Raw genomic sequence first — 19,361 nt, 5'->3', positions numbered from 1 at the left:
CGGCTACCTTTCGGTAGCCGCCTTTTTCATGGGGTCATTGCATCATCAGTCCGGCAGTTTGAACGCCAGGATGTAATCGCCTTGTTTGGTGCCCAGTGAACCGTGACCGCCCGCCATGACCAGCACGTACTGCTTGCCGTCCTTGCCGGTGTAGGTCATCGGTGTGGTCTGGGCGCCTGCTGGCAGGCGACCTTCCCACAGCTGCTTGCCGTTACGAACATCGTAGGCGCGCAGGTACTGGTCGAGGGTGCCGCTCAGGAACGCCACGCCACCCTTGGTGACAAACGTGCCGCCCAGGCTAGGTACGCCCATGGTCAACGGGATCGGCACTGGCGCACTGTCACGCACAGTGCCGTTCTGGTGTTTCCAGATCGTGGTGTGATTGGTCAGGTCCACGGCTGCGACGTAACCCCAGGCTGGCGCTTGGCAAGGCAGGCCCATCGGCGACAGCATCGCTTCGAGGATCACCCCATAAGGCGCGCCTTTGTTGGGTTGTACGCCTTGGGTTTCGCTTTTACGGCCCGGGCCACCTTCAACTTCTGCTGCGGGAACCAGCTTGGATTTGAAGGCCATGTAGCTTGGGTTTACGAACGCGATCTGACGCACGGGATCAACCGAGATACCCCCCCAGTCGAACACGCCGAAATTGCCTGGATAGACAATCGACCCTTGCAGCGATGGCGGAGTGAAAGGGCCGTCATAGCGCAGGGATTTGAAGTCGATCCGGCACAGCATCTGATCGAACGGCGTCACGCCCCACATGTCGCGCTCTTTCAGGGGCGGCGGCATGAAGTTCAGGTCAGACTTGGGCTGGGTCGGCGATGTGTGATCGCCGGCAACCGCGCCTTGTGGTACCGGGATTTCGTTGATGGGCACGATCGGTTGACCGTTGCTGCGGTCCAGCACGTAGATGCTGCCCTGCTTGGTCGATGCCAGGACAGCTTGTTTCATGCCGTCTGCGGTTTTCATGTCCATCAGTGTCGGCTGACCGCCGACGTCCATGTCCCACAAGTCGTGATGGGTGAACTGGAAGTTCCAGCGTACGTGGCCGGTAGCGATGTCCAGCGCGACGAGGCCGGCGCTGTACTTCTCTGATTCAGGGGTGCGATTGCCGCCCCACTGGTCAGGCATCTGGTTACCCATCGGCAGATAAAGCATGCCGAGCTTTTCGTCGACGCTGAACATCGACCACATGTTGGGAGAGTTGCGGGTGTAGGTTTTGCCCGGAGCAATCGGTGTGGTGTCGTTCGGATTGCCGCTGTCCCAGTTCCAGACCAGGCGACCGGTGTGCACGTCGAACGCGCGAATCACCCCGGACGGCTCATCGGTGGAGAGGTTGTCAGTGACGTGACCACCGATGACGACCAGATTTTGAGTCACGGCAGGCGGCGAGGGGGAGTAGTAGCCACCCGGCGTGAAGGCACCGATGTTGGCGCCCAGATCAATCGAGCCGTTAACACCGAAGTCTTCGCACGGCTTGCCGGTGTCGGCGTTCAGCGCGATCAGACGGGTGTCCGCGGTTGGCAGTAACAGGCGACGTGGGCACGCGTTGGTGCTGGTCGCCGCTGTTGCTGCTGGCGCAGGGCTTCGCCCAGGCACTGCCGACGGCGCCGGAGCGGGGGTCGCAGCGTAAGCAGCATCATCGTGATACGACACGCCACGGCAGGTCATGTGCGCCCACCCTTTGAAGTTTGCCGCTTTCTGCGTGCTGATCTTCGGGTCGAAACGCCAGATTTCCTTGCCGGTGTCCGGGTCCAGCGCGATCACCTGGCTGTGGGGCGTGCACACGTAGAGCATGCCGTTGACCTTGAGTGGGGTGTTCTCGGCCGTGGTTTCCCCCGGATCGTTCGGCCCAGGGATATCCCCTGTGCGATAGGTCCAGGCAGGCACCAGCTTGCCCGCGTTTTCAGGGGTGATCTGCGCCAGCGGCGAATAGCGATCACCGAACGCGGTGCGCCCATAGGATTGCCAATCACCGTCGGGCATGGCCGGGGCGGTGTTGGTGGTGCCTGCGGTCTCGCGGTCCAGTTGGCCTTTGATCTCACCAGGGTGGGTGAACTGGCTGGCCAACGCTGTAAGACCGGCCAGCACCACGGCGATGCTTAATGCGCCGGTGGCCATGGGTGCGGGTTGCCCACGCAGCAGCGGACGACGAAACCACGGCAGCAAAAGCACGATGCCCAACGCGAACCACAGCGCCAGACGCGGCACCAGTTGCCACCAATCCAGGCCCACTTCCCACAGTGCCCAGAGCGTACTGGCGAGCAGAAGCAGCGCGTACAGGCCTAGCGCGGCACGGCGTGCGGCGATGAGCAACACGCCAGTCAGGGCAAAGCCGATACCGGCCAGCAGGTAGTACAGCGAGCCGCCCAGCAGCGTCAGCTTGATACCTCCTGCCAACATGACCAGGCCCATCAGCAGCAACACCAGACCGAGCAATGTCGGTAACAGGCGTGTTCTGCTTAAAGCACCATCAGTGCTCATAATGTGTTTCTCCAGGACGATTAAGGGGGGTGTCGCTTGGTGCGTAACGTCTGTTTGTGAGCCTAGTCCAGTCACATGCATGCGCATTGAAGCCACTGATTTTGGCGACTGGATGCGTTCCGTCGGCGGGGGCGCAGTCAGGATTTGACGGGGTTATTTCATAGGCAGCTATCGATGCTCAGAGTTCAGGCCTTTGTGCCTAACATGAGACGTATTCGTTGGTGAATCGATTCAGCAATGATCTGTAATGATAGAGACCTGAGCCCATAAGCGAAAGGAAAGGATGCGCCAAGGCTTATTGCGGATTCAGTAACAGTGAAAGGTAGGCAGGCAGGCAGCGCAGGTGAAGGGGTTATTTCCTACAACTTCTATCGGTGTTTGTCTGATGCCAATCTGATGCCTCGGCACGCTAAGCTCTTCCCGCTACGGGGAGGCTCGGCTAAGGTGCGCACCTTACGGGGCAAACCCCGCTTAAATCAGCTCGAAGGCCTGGTATGACGACATCCAACAACAATCCTCTGCATGGCGTAACGCTGGAGCAGATCCTCACCGCGCTGGTGGCGCACTACGAATGGTCGGGATTGGCGGAGCGTATTGATATTCGTTGTTTCAAAAGCGATCCGAGCATCAAGTCCAGCCTGACGTTTCTGCGCAAGACCCCGTGGGCGCGGGAGAAGGTCGAAGGTTTGTACGTGAAGCTGGCACGCAGCAAAGGCTGGTGAGGTTCCCTGCTTTCTCTGCCGACACCCAAGGATGATTAAAACGATGCACAGCGAACACTCGCAACAGTCGCAAGGACAGCGCAGCTTCATCATCATCGCAGCACTGCTGGGATGGTCGGCATTGGCTATCCAGTTGTTTTTGATTTTTTTCGCGCGGTGGGCGGATCAAGCGAGTCTGCTCGGTGGGTTGGTGAGGTTCTTCAGTTTTTTTACCATACTCACGAACACCTTGGTGGCGAGTGCCCTGACCTGCGCGGTCGTTAGGAGAAGCGATGGTGTTCATCGCTTTTTCCGAACCCCTTGGGTGTGCAGCGGCATTGCCGCCAGCATTGTGCTGGTGGGCCTCGCTTACAACGTGCTCCTGCGCCATTTGTGGCAGCCTCAGGGCTGGCAATGGATCGCGGACGAATTGCTGCACGACATCATGCCGCTGCTGTTTCTGGTGTATTGGTGGCTATACGTCCATAAAGGGGTATTGCGCTTGAGCCACGTGCTGCTGTGGGCGATTTACCCGCTGGTGTATTTCGCTTACGTGCTGTTGCGGGGGGATTTGATTGGCGACTACATGTACCCCTTTATTGATATCGGCACCCTCGGTTATGCCAAGGCCTTTATCAATGCAGGTGGCGTGTTGGCAGGGTTTGTCATGGTCTCGCTGGTGCTGGTCGGGCTGGACAGGGTCAAGGGCCGCAACGCCAGAGGATGAAGGAATGCGGTCTGTTCAAGACCGCATCGCCGGTACCTCCTGTTGCGAAGCACCTTCAACCGTTGTCGGCCTCATTCAGGCGCCAGTAACCGACCGTTTTTACCAGGCTTTCCTCCAGGCCAAATTCATTCAGCAATACACGACGAACCTTGCGTGACAATGCCGCTTCAGTTGCCACCCAGGCGTATAGCTTGCCTTCCGGCATTTCCAGCCTGCGGGTGACCTCCACCAGATCCTGCTCGCCCCGCACAATCCAGATCACGTCGACCTGAGCCTGGCTGTGCAACGTCTGCTGTTCGGACGAGTCGGCGATCTCGACCACCACCAGCGCACTGCGGTTGGCCGGCAGGCTTTCTACACGGCGGGCAATGGCGGGGAGGGCGGTTTCATCGCCGATCAGTAAATAGCTGTCGAAAATGTCCGGGACGATCATCGAGCCCCGTGGGCCGGCGATGTACAGCGATTGCCCCGGTTTGGCCTGCGCTGCCCACGTGGCGGCAGGACCCTCGCCGTGGAGGACGAAATCGATGTCCAGCTCGCCAGCCTCTGCGTCATAGCGGCGGGGCGTGTAGTCGCGCATCGCCGGGCTTGGGCCATCGCCTGGGGCGCCGGGGACAAAGGTCTCGAGTGCTGCCTGCTCTTCGGTCGTTTGCGCGAAGATCAGTTTGACGTGGTCGTCGGTGCCTTGGCTGACAAAGCCCTGCAGTTGCGGCCCGCCCAAGGTGATGCGGCGCATCCGGGGTGTCAGGTCGATGACGCGCAGCACCTCCAGCTTGCGGCGTTTGATGTCATGGCTGACGCGGTGAATGGTTTGTTGCGAATTCATCAAGACTTCTCCGGGGGGCGGACAGGGCCATCGACGATGGCTTTGGCGGTGTCGTTCAGCAGGGTGCTCACGCGCAGGATTTCTGCAGCATTCCAGCGCCCGTGATGCAGTTGCAGTGCATGCCGCAGGTTGTGCACGGCTTCATGGATTTGCGGCGGTCGATCATGTCCGCGCAAGGCGCGCTTACTGACGTCGATGCGGGTGCGCACACCCTCCAGCGCGATGGCCTGTTCCGTCAGCGACTGCTCGCCGATGCGGGTCACGACGTAGTGTTTTTTCCCGCCCTGGGCGTCGCCGAGGATCATTTCGCTTTCTTCAAGAAAGGTCAGCGTCGGGTAAATCACCCCCGGGCTCGGGCTGTAGGCACCGTCAAACATGCCTTCGATCTGGCGGATCAAGTCATAGCCGTGGCTGGGTTGTTCGGCGATCAACGCGAGCAGCAGTAATTTCAGGTCGCCGGGGGCAAAGACGCGCGGGCCGCGTCCTCCGCGTTCACGGCCGGGACGTTTCTCGAAACCGTCGCGACCGTCACCGTGATCGCGGTGGTCTCGATGGGCATGGTGAGTGGGGTCACTGGGTTCACTCATTTATCTCTCTCCTGCGTAAGTTAGATATACCTTAAGATATATCTAACTTTGAGCGCAAGAGATAAAAGAGAATTATTCTTATTCAGTGCTGGCCTGCAATGGCACGGGTGGGGCGTTACAGGCGGTGTGGCTGCCTGGCACGAGATAGGGGTTAAGGATCGGCGCCATGCCTTTGAGCACCTGTACGGGCAATGCTGACGTGAACTTGAAGGCTTCAGACGCGCGACCGGGTACGAATGCCGTCAGCGTCCCGAAGTGATTGGCACCGATGTAGAACACAAACGTCGCCGTGCGGTTGATTGACCGCGACCCGAGGATTCGGCCTCTGGCGCCAATGCTCTCGATCCGGTTGTCACCAGTCCCGGTTTTGCCGCCCATGGCCAGCACGGTGCCGTCCTCGAGTTTGAAGCTGCCCTGCACACGCCGCGCCGTGCCGGCATCCACCACTTGCGACAGCGCTTCACGCATGGCCGTCGCGACCTCGACCGGGAGCACACGCTTACCCAGATTGGGGTTATTCGCCAACTGCGTTTCGTAGGGCGTCCCGGCAGCAAAGTGCAGGCTGTCGACACGCAGTACGGGCAGGCGGATACCGTCGTTCTGAATGATCCCGATCAACTCGGCCAATGCTGCCGGACGGTCCCCCGAACTGCCAATCGCGGTCGCCAGTGACGGCACCAGGTGATCGAATGGATAACCCAGTCGTTGCCAGCGGCTGTGAATATCGAGGAACGCTTCGATCTCCATCATCGTGCGAATCCGGCTGTCACGAGCGCTTTTGTGCCGACTTTTGAACAGCCAGCTATACACCTCTTGACGCTCGTTTTGACTGGCAACAAGTGCCTCGTTGAACTTCGCCTGCGGGTGTTGCAGCAAGTAGCCCACCAGCCACAGATCCAGTGGGTGAACCTTGGCGATATACCCTTGATCCGGCAGGTTGTACGCGCCCGGCCCGTAGTTTTGATACAGCTCGCCGAGGCGCTTGTCGGTCAACTTGTCGACCGCCGCTTTGTCATCGGCCAGGTGCGCGCGAACGAAGGCGTTAAACGCGCTCTGATCGGCATTGGGCAATAAGTAACGGTGCACGGCGGCCAGGCGAATCGCCGTGGGGTGCATGCCGTCGAGGAAGGTATCCAGCCGGTCCTGGGTGGACTTGTTCTTGTAGCGCTTCCAGAAGCGCAGAAGAAACACCGTGCCCTCGCGGTCGGCAAACTGGCTCAGGTATTCCTGACGTCTGGGGTCATTGTCATCTTTGAGCAAAAGGGCGCTGCTGTTGGCCGACTGGTAGATGCTGTAACGCACCACGTCGCGCATCAAGCGTATGAACGGCAGGTTGATGGACTCACGTATCGCGTCACGCAAGCTTGGGCTCCGGCCATTGTCCTCTTTGCGAAAGTTATTGAAGTGATGCATCCCGCCGCCGGTGAAAAAACTTTCGCCGGGGCTGGCGGAGTACTGCCGATCCAGCGCTGCGGCGAGCATCTTCGACAGGTCTTGATCCTTGTTCTGCATCAGGTAATCGAGGGCCCAGCGGGTGAGCCGGTCCTGGTCTTCGACCGGGACTTTTTTCAGTTCGGAGGGCATTTTCCCGGCGTAGCGTTGATGCAGCTCAGACATGATTTCCAGGTAGGTGGTCAGTACCCGCATTTTTGCAGTTGAGCCCAGTTCCAGCTTGCTGCCCTCGTTGATGTCGAACGGTTGGTCGGTGCTGTCGGTCTGCACCCGCACCCGAGAACCATCCGGGTCGCGTTCGAACAAGGTGAAGCTGTAACGCACCTCCTGGGTGCTGGTCGGCGTCAGCAAATGCTCGCCGATCAAGCCCATTTTTGTGGCGAAGGCCGGGTCTGCCAAGTCCCGCAGGTATTGACTGACGCTGGTTTGCAACTCCCCTTGCAAGGTACTGGTCGCCGCCAGATCCAGACGGTCGAGGTCATACAGAGGGCGATTGAGCAGAGTCGACAGGCGACTGCGGGCGACACTGATGCCCTTGTTGGTTTCGATGGGCTGAAGGGTCGGTTGCTGAGCCCAGTCACGATAAGTCACAGCGCTGGCCAACGCCGCATTCGACAGCGCCTGGTCAATGACATTGTTCTGCGCCAGCAGGCGGATATGGCTGTCAGTCAATTGCGCCAACTCTTCGCGACCTCGGGCCAGATAATGCGAAGGCCGACGTTGGGCGATCACCAGTGACAACACCTGACGCAACGCCAGACCGCGTTCAGCGAGGCTTTTTGGGTCGTTGGCAGTGTCAGTCAGTTGTTGATTGACCTTGTCGAAGTCCGCGCCATACCAGACGCGTAAACCCTCAGCCAGGCCATGCACTTCGCCATGCCCAGGCACGGCGGACAGAGGGACACTGTTGAGGTAATCACGGACCACGCGTTGCCGTGCCTCCAATGTCTGCGGGCCATCTTGATAGGCACGAACGCTGGCGGAGATCATCTGCCGCAGCTTCTCGGCACCGGACTGGGTCAAGCCATCGGGTGAATGGCGATACTTTTCCAGTTGCGTGGCGAGGGTACTGCCGCCCGCGGATTGGCCGGGCAGGGCGAAAAGCTTGGCGACCTGGGAGAGCGCTGCCTTGGCAAAGCGCGGCCAGTCGACGGCAGGGTTGGCCAAGGGTTGTTGCGGGTCAAGCAGGTCGCGGTTCTCGATAAACAGCAAACTATGCACCACCAAGGGCGGGATCGCCGCAAAGCTGGGGTAGAGCTGCTGTGGGTAACTGAACTGATAGAGCGGAGCTCCCCGGCAATCAGTAATCGACAACCCGGCCTGAATTTTCTCTTGATAGGGCACGAAGAAGCCATGCTGGCTATAGGCGAGCAGGGCGGGAGAGAACCGGGTTTGCTGGGTCACTAGGTAATCGCGCTTGAGCAGGCGCGGCAGAAACTCATCCAGCGCCGAATACCCCAGACGTCGATCAAACGGGCCCTCGCCGGGGTACATGATCGAGTTGCTGGGACCGGGCTGCATCGAATAACTGAGCGTGGCGGCGAAGCGGCTGAACTCCCGGGCTTGCAGTTTTGAACTGCGGGTTTCGGCAGATATGGCCAGCCCTAGAGCAACCAGCCCTATCAGCGACAGCAACCAGAACAGACGCCAGCCATACCGTTTGCGGCGTGGACGTTTAGGCAGGGGAGCGTCATCAGGACCGTCAGCAGGAACCACGGTCTTCTTTGAATCGGAATGCCATAAAGCGCCCATAGTCGATTGGCCCGGTTAAGCGTGTTAATCGCACCTGTCACAAGCTTAGACGCTGGTCGCGATTGGGGAAAACTTTGTAAGACGCATGTAGGAAAAATCCCTTAAAACCCACTGCTCGATATCGAGGCGCCAGCAGTGCGTCAGGTCGGGGCGGGCGGGCGATGTAAACCCTCTTTGCGTACCTGATGGATTAAAACCCTATGGCAGAATATATCCCTCTTCTAAAGCCGTTTAGGCCGTGAATTATCGCCAAATAAAAGTGTTTATATAGTGAAAGCCACTGGCTGTGGGTTTTTATACTGCGCGACCATTGCGAGAGTGTGTGCCTGACCCTTTTCGATGGACGCTCTTTTTTGAGGCGCAGTGCGCATGTTTTTTGTGCGAGGTTCGCCTCCGATTTCAGTAGGACCATTCGCGCATGACGGGCTCACTCATAAGGATGAACCTGATAATGCGACGCGCAGGCTTACCCGCCGGTGCTTTGAATCGTCGACTGACTCCATATCCAATAACAATACGAGGTTGTAAATTTATGCCAGTCGGCAAACACACTTTGCACACAGAGACCGCTCAAGGCGGACCTCTGAAACGAGAGTTGGGCGAGCGCCACATCCGCCTGATGGCTCTAGGTGCCTGTATTGGTGTCGGTCTGTTTCTCGGTTCTGCCAAAGCCATCGAGATGGCCGGGCCCGCGATCATGCTGTCGTACATCATCGGCGGCCTGGCCATCCTGGTGATCATGCGCGCCCTCGGCGAAATGGCCGTGCACAACCCGGTCGCCGGCTCCTTCAGCCGCTACGCACAAGACTATCTCGGCCCCTTGGCGGGCTTCCTTACCGGCTGGAACTACTGGTTCTTGTGGCTGGTAACCTGCGTTGCGGAAATCACCGCCGTGGCCGTTTACATGGGCGTCTGGTTTCCCGAGGTCCCGCGCTGGATCTGGGCGTTGGCGGCACTGATCAGCATGGGCTCCATCAACCTGATCGCCGTCAAAGCCTTCGGTGAATTCGAGTTCTGGTTCGCCCTGATCAAAATCGTCACCATTATCGCCATGGTCGTCGGCGGTATCGGTGTCATCGCCTTTGGTTTCGGCAATGACGGTGTCGCGCTGGGCATTGCCAACCTGTGGAGCCACGGCGGCTTCATGCCCCACGGCGTGCAAGGCATCCTGATGTCACTGCAAATGGTGATGTTCGCCTACCTCGGCGTTGAAATGATCGGCCTGACCGCCGGTGAAGCGAAGAACCCGCAGAAAACCATTCCCAGCGCAATCGGCTCGGTATTCTGGCGGATTCTGTTGTTCTACGTTGGCGCGCTGTTTGTGATCCTGTCGATCTACCCGTGGAACGAAATCGGCACCCAGGGCAGCCCTTTCGTGATGACCTTCGAGCGTCTGGGAATCAAGACCGCCGCCGGCATCATCAACTTCGTGGTCATCACTGCGGCACTGTCGTCCTGCAACGGCGGCATCTTCAGCACCGGACGCATGCTCTACAGCCTGGCGCAGAACGGCCAGGCACCGCGTGGCTTCGCACAAACCTCGAGCAACGGCGTACCGCGTCGTGCACTGCTGCTGTCGATTTTCGCCTTGTTGATCGGCGTATTCCTCAATTACCTGGTGCCGGAAAAAGTCTTCGTCTGGGTAACGGCCATCGCGACCTTCGGTGCGATCTGGACCTGGACCATGATCCTGCTGGCGCAACTCAAGTTCCGCCGTGGCCTGAGCAAAACCGAGCGCGACCAACTGAAATTCCGCATGTGGCTATGGCCGCTCAGCTCCTATCTGGCGCTGGCGTTCCTGATCCTGGTGGTAGGCCTGATGGCTTACTTCGAAGAAACCCGCATCGCGTTGTATGTCGGGCCAGCGTTTCTGATACTGCTGACGGTACTGTTCTACGTATTCAAACTGGCGCCGAAAAACGAAGCAGTGGGTGCTGCACGTACGGCGTAATAACACAGCTTGAAACGCAAGAGCCCTGGTCAGTTCACATTATGATCAGGGCTTTTTTATACGCCTCACGGTCTCCCCTATTATGAGGGGCGAGGATGTCTAGGCTTTGATGCTGATAAGTTTTTGCTGCGAAGGGGTAACCGTCAATGAGTCAGTTGTTGATGGGTATGTGTTTTTTTTCTTTGAGCTGGACAGTGAATCTTGATAGTTGATAAGTGCGCTGAAGTTTTCTTTTGTCAGCTTGCCTGCGCCGTCCTTGTCTTTATAGTAACTGGCGAGCGTCACTAGCGAGTTAGCGTGTCTGTTGATGGCCGAGACTAAGGGCTTGAATAAATTTATGGCTTCTAAAAGCTGGGGTTTTTCTTGTGATGTGAGCGTTTCTTTAAAGTCGATAATTTGGAGTCTGGTTTCTTTGTCCAGCGTGAAGCTGAACTCTTTTTTCGATAATTCAGGATTCGATAAGCTGAGTGTTTTTCTGAACGCGAGGAGTTCCGATCTGACGCTCTCCAGCTCAAGCTCGGCATTCCATCTCACATTCCATGTGTCGAACGCGCGGCATGTCCAGCAGCATTCTTTTTCTGTCAGTGGGACCATATGGGTTCCCCAAGGATCGGTCCCCCTCGTGTAGACCTCTGAAAGTTGGTCTTCCGACACGGTGACAGGGAAACAGCTTTTCGGCCAAAGCGCCTCTAGGCTATACATCCTGGGGCGCTTCATTGCCGCTAGATCTTCCGGACAACTCCAGTTTGCAGGCAGCGGTTGCAGTGGTTCCTCAACCGCCTGATATCCCCCCACCCAAACGCCAGTATCTTTGATTTCCATCATCCTTCCCTCACTGATTCGTTCACTCTCCTTGCATAACGACCCACCTTCAAAAAACTTGGCCTTATAAACCCGTAGGAAACTTCCGAAAGTGCGTTTCAGTGAGACGGCGTTCTCAAACTGCCACCACCCGGCCCGGCGTCCCCAGCCGTTTATTCAATTCCAACCCGCTCGCCATGAGCATCATCAAGGCCAAACCCAGCAGCGCGGTAAACACTTGCATCGGCCAGGTGTCGCCAGCGAGTGCGTTGGCCATGTCGGCCAGCGGCGCGAGCAGGACGCTGAGGCAGAAGACTTCCAGGGAGTAGCGGCCCATGCGGCAGGTTTGTCGGGCAGGCCAGTTGTTTAGCCATGCGTGCCCCGTCGGCAGGCATTTTGCGGTGCAGTAGGCCAGCGCCAGGAAGTGCAGCAGGCGCACCGGCGAGAGGTCGGTTTTGCTGATCGGGTACAGCAGGTTGGAGATGGCTTTTGGTATCAACATCTCGTGCAGCCCCGGCCATTTCCACGACAGGGTGATCAGCCCGGAGATCACCACGTAGGTCGCGCAGATGATGAACAACGGTTGCTGCTTCAGCGGGCGTGGTTGCTGGACGCTCGGTCGTTGCCCACGAATTGCGCAGGCGCCGCCGAGGACGAACAGCAGTTGCCAGGCCACGGGGTTGAAGTACCAGACGCCGCCTTCATACGCCGACAGATTCCAGCCAGACAACGGCACCATCAGGTACAACGCAACGGACAGGCCGACCACGTGTTCGGTCCGGCGCAGCATCCAGGGCAGGATCAGTGGCAAGGCCAGCAACAGCAGAATGTAGAGCGGCAACGGGTCAGTCAGGTTGGGTTTGAAGCGCAGCAGTAGCTCATCGGCCAAGGCTTGTTGCGGGTTTCTGACGAAGTAGCCCAGGCCCATCTCCTGAATCATGTCGCGGGTTTCGACATGATTGTTGGCGACGAACACGATGCCCATCAGCAGGGTCAACAGGAAAATATGCACCACATACAGCACCCACGCCCGCCGCAGAATGCGGACGCAGGCGACGACAAACCCGTCGCGCAGGGCGATGCGCCCATAGGCCAGTACTGCCGCGTAACCGGCGAGGAACACGAAGATCTCCGCCGCATCGCTGAAGCCGAAGTTGCGCACCGTGAGTTGGGCGAAGGGGTTGCCAGGCACGTGATCCCAGAAAATGAAGATCAGCGCCAGACCTCGAAAGAAGTCGATTCGAGGATCGCGTCCGTTAGTCATGCCGGCGGGCTCTTGAGCGGGTATTCAATAAGGAGGTGTGCGCGGCCTTAGAGGTTCCATGCCGCACATCGGCCGCGCGCAGGGTGGCGTCATTGGTGAATAAATGCAAAAACAGGCTATTACTTAATGTCTCGGGAGCATGGGGCTGCAGCGGTGGAACCTTAGGCAATGGTCACAGTCTGCAGGGTATGCAGTGCTCAGGATCAGTCTGGAAGCTTAAGCGCAAGTCGGGGGAAATTCGCATGATGGAGCTACTTCAGCCCCAAAAAAGGACGAGTGCTGAACGTGTTGTATGGTTTTTTCGGGAGCGCTGGGTGCTGCTGCCCATCCTGGCCCTTGCGGCCGTGGTGCGCTTTTATGACATGACCGGGCCGGCCATCTGGTATGACGAAGCCGCCAGCGTGCTGATGAGTGAGTTCTCGCTCCCTCTCATTTGGTCTCACACCACATACGATGTCCATCCGCCTCTGTACTACCTGCTGCTGCATGGATGGACGGCTGCATTTGGGAACGGGGTTTTTGCGCTTCGGGCCATGAGTGTGTTGGCGGGCGGGGTGACCGTTGGGTTGGGTGTCTGGCTGGTGAGGTTGATTGCAACCCGTCGAGCCGCAATGTTGGCCGGGCTGCTTCTGGCACTTCTGCCTATTGCCGTGCGTTACAGCCAAGAGGTGCGGATGTACGCACTTCAGGGGGCTTGGCTGATGGGGGCGACGATTGCCCTGATTTACTGGATTAAACATCCGCAGCAGCATCGATACCTGATCGTCTACACGTTGTTAATGACAGCGGGGCTTTATACCCACTATTTTGCGGGTCTGTGTGTGGTCTCGCATTGGCTCTATCTGCTGTTGCTACGTTTCCAGCCCTCTCGTACAGGCCACCTTATTACGCGACCTGCCTGGTGGATCGCCAACGCTGCCGTGGTGGTTCTTTACTTGCCTTGGGTCCCTCATTTAATCAATCAATTGTCGCTGACCGGGGAAGTGGGCTGGATACCACCTGTCACGGTCTTCAGCGTGCCTTCCATTATCTGGGAATCGTTAACGCTCAGTGATGGGAGGGACCTGCCCTGGCCGATATTTATTGCCCTTCCTGTGTGGATGTTGCTGGCTTCCGGATGGAGTGTCCTGCGCGACAAGGGGACCTACAAACTTCATGCATTACTGGCCATCTACACCTTTGTACCCATAGGGGTGGTGTTTTTAATTTCGTTTAAACATTCATTTTTTGTGCCCCGTTATTTCATGTTCGCTGTGATTGGGTTGCCGCTGATGTTGGCCATCGCACTTGATCGGCTGGCGCATCGGTATCGAACGCTTGCCATCGTATGCCTGACAGTTTTAGTCAGTGGGGAGGGGGTAGGGCTCTACAACGTTTATACCCAGACAAATAAATTGAATGACACGGTCAATCAGCCAAACAATCAGATCGACAGGACGACCGATTACATTAATCAGCACTTCGCTACGGGTGACCGCATCGTGGTAAACGATATTTACTGGTACTTGAGTGTTGCCTACTACAACAAAACCGGGACGAATCCGTTGCTCTACACCCCGCCGTTGTCAACGGGGGAGTCCGGACGTCCGGGCGAACAGGCTGAAGGTGCTTTGCTGTATCAAGATGCAGACGCGCTGTATGTCGACAACCTCGGCTCACTGCCTTCCGAGACAAAGCGGGTGTGGGTCGTGCAGGGCAGTGAGCCGGACGAAGCCATGACCGTTCCGAAAAACTGGCTGCCCGTCAGTGCATTGACCACGGGCGACACGCAAGTCTGGCTTTATGCCGTCTGCACAACGGCCGTGTGTGGGCCGTTGAGAGCAGCCAGTAACTAAGTGCAGTGTTAGTAACGTTGAGCCCCGACCATCGTTCCTCGTCGGGGCTCAACGTATTAGTCTGCCTCAGGCTGCAGCAGTGTTGGGCTCAAAGCTATCCGCGCGCGCCATCTGCCACATGTTCGAGTAGAACTCGCCATCCACTTCGCCCGTCAGCAATTCGCCGGGCTTGAGGAATACGTGGGACTGGGAGAACAGTTTGATCTCTGTGGCGGACATCCGACGAACCAGATGCTTGGCCTCAAGCTGCGAGGGATGATCAAGGCCGGCGGCAGCCAGCATTTCGGCCAATGCCTTAAGCGTGCTGCGGTGGAAGTTGAACACCCGCTGCGCTTTGTCTGGCACCACCAGTGCCCGTTGACGTAATGCGTCCTGGGTGGCAACGCCGGTCGGGCATTTGTTGGTGTGGCAGCTTTGCGATTGAATGCAGCCAATCGCAAACATGAAGCCGCGTGCCGAGTTGGCCCAGTCGGCGCCAATCGCCAGCACGCTGGCGATGTCGAACGCGCTGACGATCTTGCCGCTGGCGCCCAGCTTGATTTTGTCCCGCAGGTTCAGGCCGACCAAGGTGTTGTGCACGAACAGCAGGCCTTCACGCATCGGCACGCCCATGTGGTCGGTGAACTCCACCGGCGCGGCGCCAGTGCCGCCCTCTTTGCCGTCGATCACGATGAAGTCCGGAAGGATACCGGTCTCGAGCATGGCTTTGGCAATGCCCATGAACTCCCACGGATGGCCCAGGCAAAACTTGAAGCCCACGGGTTTGCCACCGGACAGCTCGCGCAGTTGAGCAATGAAGTGCATCAGTTCGCAAGGAGTCGAAAATGCGCTGTGCCGGGAGGGTGAGATGCAATCTTCGCCCATCATGATGCCGCGGGTTTCAGCGATTTCCTTGGTCACTTTGCCTTTGGGCAAGATGCCGCCGTGCCCCGGTTTGGCGCCTTGGCTCATCTTGATTTCGATCATCCGCACCTGCGGATCCTTTGCCTGCGCGGCGAAACGCACCGGGTCGAAGCGGCCATCCGATGTCCGGCAGCCGAAGTAACCGCTGCCCAGTTCCCATGTCAAATCGCCGCCGTTTTCCCGGTGATACGGGCTGATGCTGCCTTCGCCGGTGTCGTGGGCGAAGTTGCCGAGTTTGGCGCCCTGATTCAGCGCACGAATCGCATTGGCGCTAAGCGAACCGAAGCTCATTGCCGAGATGTTGAAGACCGAGGCCGAGTACGGTTGTTTGCACTGCGGACCGCCGACCAGCACGCGAAAGGCGTGGGGGTCGCTCAACGGTGCCGGGCGCATCGAGTGACCGATGAATTCGAAACCGGTCTGGTAGACATCGATCAGCGTGCCGAAAGGCTTGTCCGCCGTTTCATTTTTGGCACGCGAATACACCAATGAACGCTGGGCCCGAGAGAAGGGCAGGGCGTCGCTGTCGGACTCCAGCAGGTACTGGCGGATCTCCGGGCGGATGCCTTCGACCAGGTAACGGATGTTGCCCAGGATCGGGTAATTGCGGCGTATCGCGTGCGGGGTCTGTAGCAGATCGCCGATGCCGATCAGGCTGAGTACGCCGGTGACCAGGGTGAATGGCCAGAGCCACTCGTGGTGCCAGAACGGAATGCTGGCGAAGGTGAAACATACGCAAAACACAAAAAAAGCGTAACGACTGAGGAGGGACAGGCTCATGCGGAATCCTGGGGCTTTATGACGGTTAATGACGAAAACGCTGGCGCTGTTCCGCGCCTATCAATCAGTGGTTTCACTCCGTGTCTCTGTGGACCGGTAATGAGACCTTCCCTCGATTCAGGCGCTTTGCGCCTGAAGAAAAATCGAAAACAGCTCAGATTGCGACTTGATGCCGAGCTTGCTGTAGATGTGTTTCTTGTGCACCCGCACAGTTTCGGCGGAGATTTCCAGTTTGCGGGCGATCTCCTTGCTTGAGCAACCGCTGAGCATCAGCCGCCCGACATCCAGCTCACGGGCGGTTAATTGTGCACCTCTACTTTGCTGTACCGATGCTTCCAGCTGGGTACGCCAATCATTGACGGGTTGCAGCGGCTGTACGTGCTGCTCGGATTGGGCGTCCGGCTCAAGCAGCTCGAACGGCATGCGTTGCCGGAGCAAGGCCACCACCCAGGGTTGAATCATCGAAAGCAGGGCAATGTGTTCGGTGCTGAAACGTTGGGTCGAGCCCAGTGACAGGCACACAGTGCGATCCGCATCGAGTTGGCAGTTGAACTGAATCTCATCGGCCACTACGTTCAGGCGAAAGTAGCGCTGATAATACTCCGTCAGCTCGAAGTGTTCCGGGGCGACTTGCGCCAAACGAAACAATCCGGTCTGCGACTGCTCGCGACTGGCGATGTAGAACGGGTCAAGCAGGTATAGACCCTTGAGGTAATCCTGGAACAACGGGTCGGGCGAGCCATCTTCACCGGGGCATTCGGCGAACACCAGCGGGCGTTGCCCTGAGCTGAACTGCAGCGCGACCCAACTATCGAAATTCACGTATTGATTGAGCATGCGGACCAGTTGCGCCCAGAAATTCGGCTTGTCCAACGCGTCTATCAATTGCGCGACCGAGCGATGCCAGGCGATGTCCTGTAATGCGATTGTCATCCTTCTACCCCTATTGGGTTACCACAGCTGCGTAATTCCCCGCGCACGCTGCTGATGCGCATACTGCCCGCAGAGCCGATGACCAGGCCAGCATTTATTGTGCCGGATCGGCCACGACAATGAATAAGGAGAACCCATGAAGGTCGAACTCGCCCAACTGGCAGGCCAGGATAACGGCACCGACTACAACCTGCGGCGTGCCTTGGCAGCGATTGCCGCCTGCGCCAGCGACACCCGGTTGATCGTCTTTCCGGAAACCCATCTGATGGGTTTTCCGTCGGCCGAAACCGTGGCCCGGATCGCCGAACCGCTGGATGGGCCGACGGTGCAAGCGGTGCAGCAGGCGGTCCGCGAGCGCAATGTAGCCGTGGTGATCGGCGTAGCCGAAAATGATAACGGCCAGTATTTCAACACCACGCTGCTGATCACCCCTGAAGGTATTGCCCTGCGCTATCGCAAGACGCACCTGTGGGCGTCGGACCGTGGTGTGTTCAGCCCCGGCGACCGCTTCGCCACCTGTGAGTGGAACGGCATACGGGTCGGTCTGCTGATCTGTTACGACATCGAGTTTCCGGAAACAGCCCGTGCCCTCGCGCAGTTGGGGGCTGATCTGATCATCGTCACCAACGGCAACATGGACCCGTACGGCCCCACGCACCGCACCGCAATCATGGCCAGAGCCCAGGAAAACCAGGTGTTTGCGCTGATGGTTAACCGTGTCGGCGAAGGCGATGGTGGCCTGCTGTTTGCGGGAGGCAGTGCGTTGGTCGACCCGTTTGGCAGTCTGCTGTACGAAGCGGGGCGCGAAGAAAGCCAGTTCAGCGTCGAGCTGGACCTCAGCCAACTGGCTGCCGCGCGCCGCGATTACCGTTATTTGAACGACCAGCGCTTGCGTTTACCAGGCGAAGTCCTCGAACACGCCGATGGTCTGCGTGAGCTGTTGATTCCTCGATAAGTACAGATGTTCATAACAATAACTGCTTTTGTTCTGCCGAACTTTTCTCTGCCATAAAACCAATAAATTCGGAGTAGTCGCTCATGGCTCGTTTGCAACGCACCCTTTCACTGGGGTCGGTGGTGCTGTTTGGCATCGCCTATATGACACCGATCATCGTTCTCGGCACTTTCGGCATCCTCGCGCAATCTACCCAAGGCATGGTGCCGGCGGCGTATCTGGCGGCGCTGGTGGCGATGTTTTTCACCGCCATGAGTTACGGGCGCATGGCGGCGGCGTTCCCGGTCGCAGGGTCGGCTTACAGCTACGTGCGCAAAGCCATTAGCCCGAAACTGGGCTTTATCGCCGGTTGGGCGGTGCTGCTGGATTACTTGTTTCTGCCCATGGCCATCTGGCTGATCGGCGCGGCCTACCTCGGTTCGGCCTTTCCGGCGATCCCGCAACCGATCTGGGTCTTGGCGTTCATTGTCATTACCAGCGTGATCAACGTGGTTGGTTTGAAGCTGGCCAATACGATCAACGCGTTGCTGATGATCGTGCAATTCCTGGTGCTGGCGGCGTTCGTCGCGCTGAGCATTCATTACATCGGCGGTGATGCGAGCAAACCTCTGTGGACATTGGCCCCCTTCTTCAGTGGCGACATGCAGATGCCGCTGATCATGAGCGGCGCGGCAATTGCCTGTTATTCGTTCCTCGGGTTCGATGCAGTCAGTACCCTGACTGAAGAAACCAAAGATCCACGCCGCACTATTCCTCGGGCGATTATGTTGATTACCCTGATCGGTGGCTTGATCTTCGTCGGCGTGTCGTACTTTGTGCAGTTGGCGCATCCCTCGTTCGTGTTCGAAAACGTCGACTCGGCTGCTTATGAAATCGCCCGCAACATTGGCGGCGACCTGTTCGTGTCGATTTTCCTCATCGGCTTGATCGTCGGTCAGTTCGCCTCAGGTTTGTCGGCACAGGCCAGCGGCTCGCGGCTGTTGTTCGCCATGGGCAGGGACGGGGTTTTGTCGAAATCTTTCTTCGGTCGCCTGAACGAGCGCTTCGGTACACCCGTTAACAGCATTGTGCTGTGCGGAGTGGTGGCGTTGCTGGCGTTGAAACTGGACGTCACTACCTCGACGTCTTTTATCAACTTCGGCGCGTTCCTGGCCTTCAGTCTGGTTAACCTGTCAGTGATTTTCCATTACTGGATCGATGGGGAAAAGCGCGGCCTGCGCGAGCTGGTGCTGTTCCTGATCTTCCCGTTGATCGGCCTGGTCGCTGACCTGTGGCTGATGGTCAGCCTCGACAAACTGGCGATCATCCTGGGCCTGAGCTGGTTGGCGATTGGTTGCGTCTACCTGGCATGGCTCACCGGTGGTTTCCGTCGTCAGCCACCGGAAATCGACTTTCAGGAAGCCACCTGAT

14 protein-coding genes are annotated in these 19,361 nt (G+C 58.1%); 6 read left to right on the top strand and 8 right to left on the bottom strand.

From position 1 onward, the window contains the following. Nucleotides 1-45 precede the first annotated feature (45 nt). Entirely contained in the window at nt 46-2,484 is a 2,439-nt protein-coding gene (locus tag K0F75_RS12050; RefSeq protein WP_219062088.1) for a glucose/quinate/shikimate family membrane-bound PQQ-dependent dehydrogenase, read from the bottom strand. A 494-nt stretch (nt 2,485-2,978) separates the two neighbouring features. Between K0F75_RS12050 and K0F75_RS12045 the strand changes: the two genes are divergently transcribed. Both K0F75_RS12045 and K0F75_RS12040 read left to right on the top strand, forming a co-directional pair. Continuing rightward, on the top strand, nt 2,979-3,206 hold the full coding sequence (locus tag K0F75_RS12045) for a VF530 family DNA-binding protein (RefSeq protein ID WP_219062087.1): 228 nt from the start codon (nt 2,979-2,981) through the stop codon (nt 3,204-3,206). Nucleotides 3,207-3,249: 43 nt separating this feature from the next. Next, on the top strand, nt 3,250-3,912 hold the full coding sequence (locus K0F75_RS12040; RefSeq protein ID WP_219062086.1) for a Pr6Pr family membrane protein: 663 nt from the start codon (nt 3,250-3,252) through the stop codon (nt 3,910-3,912). 55 nt (nt 3,913-3,967) lie between these two features. Here K0F75_RS12040 and K0F75_RS12035 read toward each other — a convergent pair whose 3' ends face one another. From K0F75_RS12035 to K0F75_RS12025, 3 genes are all read right to left on the bottom strand, one after another. Further along, nucleotides 3,968-4,738: a siderophore-interacting protein gene (locus K0F75_RS12035; RefSeq protein ID WP_219062085.1), complete on the bottom strand. Its 771-nt coding sequence runs from the start codon at nt 4,736-4,738 to the stop codon at nt 3,968-3,970. Next, nucleotides 4,738-5,325, bottom strand: coding sequence for a PadR family transcriptional regulator (locus tag K0F75_RS12030; RefSeq protein WP_219062084.1), 588 nt, complete (start codon nt 5,323-5,325; stop codon nt 4,738-4,740). The genes K0F75_RS12035 and K0F75_RS12030 overlap by 1 nt, the downstream gene beginning before the upstream one ends. Before the next feature lie 78 nt (nt 5,326-5,403). Continuing rightward, complete coding sequence (locus tag K0F75_RS12025; protein WP_219062083.1) at nt 5,404-8,529, bottom strand: transglycosylase domain-containing protein; 3,126 nt, start codon at nt 8,527-8,529, stop codon at nt 5,404-5,406. Nucleotides 8,530-9,061: 532 nt separating this feature from the next. On the opposite strand from K0F75_RS12025, the gene K0F75_RS12020 reads away from it, so the two are divergent. Continuing rightward, nucleotides 9,062-10,480: an amino acid permease gene (locus K0F75_RS12020; protein WP_219062082.1), complete on the top strand. Its 1,419-nt coding sequence runs from the start codon at nt 9,062-9,064 to the stop codon at nt 10,478-10,480. A gap of 99 nt (nt 10,481-10,579) precedes the next feature. Here K0F75_RS12020 and K0F75_RS12015 read toward each other — a convergent pair whose 3' ends face one another. Continuing rightward, on the bottom strand, nt 10,580-11,302 hold the full coding sequence (locus tag K0F75_RS12015; RefSeq protein ID WP_219062081.1) for a hypothetical protein: 723 nt from the start codon (nt 11,300-11,302) through the stop codon (nt 10,580-10,582). Between the two features lie 115 nt (nt 11,303-11,417). Continuing rightward, nucleotides 11,418-12,545, bottom strand: a complete 1,128-nt coding sequence (locus K0F75_RS12010) for an OpgC domain-containing protein (protein WP_219062080.1) — start codon at nt 12,543-12,545, stop codon at nt 11,418-11,420. Between the two features lie 242 nt (nt 12,546-12,787). Between K0F75_RS12010 and K0F75_RS12005 the strand changes: the two genes are divergently transcribed. Next, a complete protein-coding gene (locus K0F75_RS12005; protein WP_219062079.1) occupies nt 12,788-14,380 on the top strand; it encodes a glycosyltransferase family 39 protein in 1,593 nt (530 codons plus the stop codon). Between the two features lie 66 nt (nt 14,381-14,446). Here the strand turns inward: K0F75_RS12005 and K0F75_RS12000 are convergent, their stop codons facing one another. Next, the gene (locus K0F75_RS12000; protein ID WP_219062078.1) at nt 14,447-16,063 is read right to left on the bottom strand and encodes an FMN-binding glutamate synthase family protein; all 1,617 of its coding nucleotides are present in this window, start codon (nt 16,061-16,063) and stop codon (nt 14,447-14,449) included. 117 nt (nt 16,064-16,180) lie between these two features. Continuing rightward, a complete protein-coding gene (locus tag K0F75_RS11995) occupies nt 16,181-16,996 on the bottom strand; it encodes a helix-turn-helix transcriptional regulator (protein WP_219062077.1) in 816 nt (271 codons plus the stop codon). Between the two features lie 136 nt (nt 16,997-17,132). On the opposite strand from K0F75_RS11995, the gene K0F75_RS11990 reads away from it, so the two are divergent. Further along, nucleotides 17,133-17,951 (top strand): carbon-nitrogen hydrolase family protein, encoded by an 819-nt coding sequence (locus tag K0F75_RS11990; RefSeq protein WP_219062076.1) that lies wholly within the window; start codon nt 17,133-17,135, stop codon nt 17,949-17,951. 83 nt (nt 17,952-18,034) lie between these two features. Further along, on the top strand, nt 18,035-19,360 hold the full coding sequence (locus K0F75_RS11985; RefSeq protein WP_219062075.1) for an APC family permease: 1,326 nt from the start codon (nt 18,035-18,037) through the stop codon (nt 19,358-19,360). Nucleotide 19,361: the final 1 nt, after the last annotated feature.

The organism is Pseudomonas sp. UMAB-08, from assembly GCF_900095225.1.
In the GTDB taxonomy this organism is placed as follows: domain Bacteria; phylum Pseudomonadota; class Gammaproteobacteria; order Pseudomonadales; family Pseudomonadaceae; genus Aquipseudomonas.
This window is presented reverse-complemented; position numbering and strand designations above follow the sequence as displayed.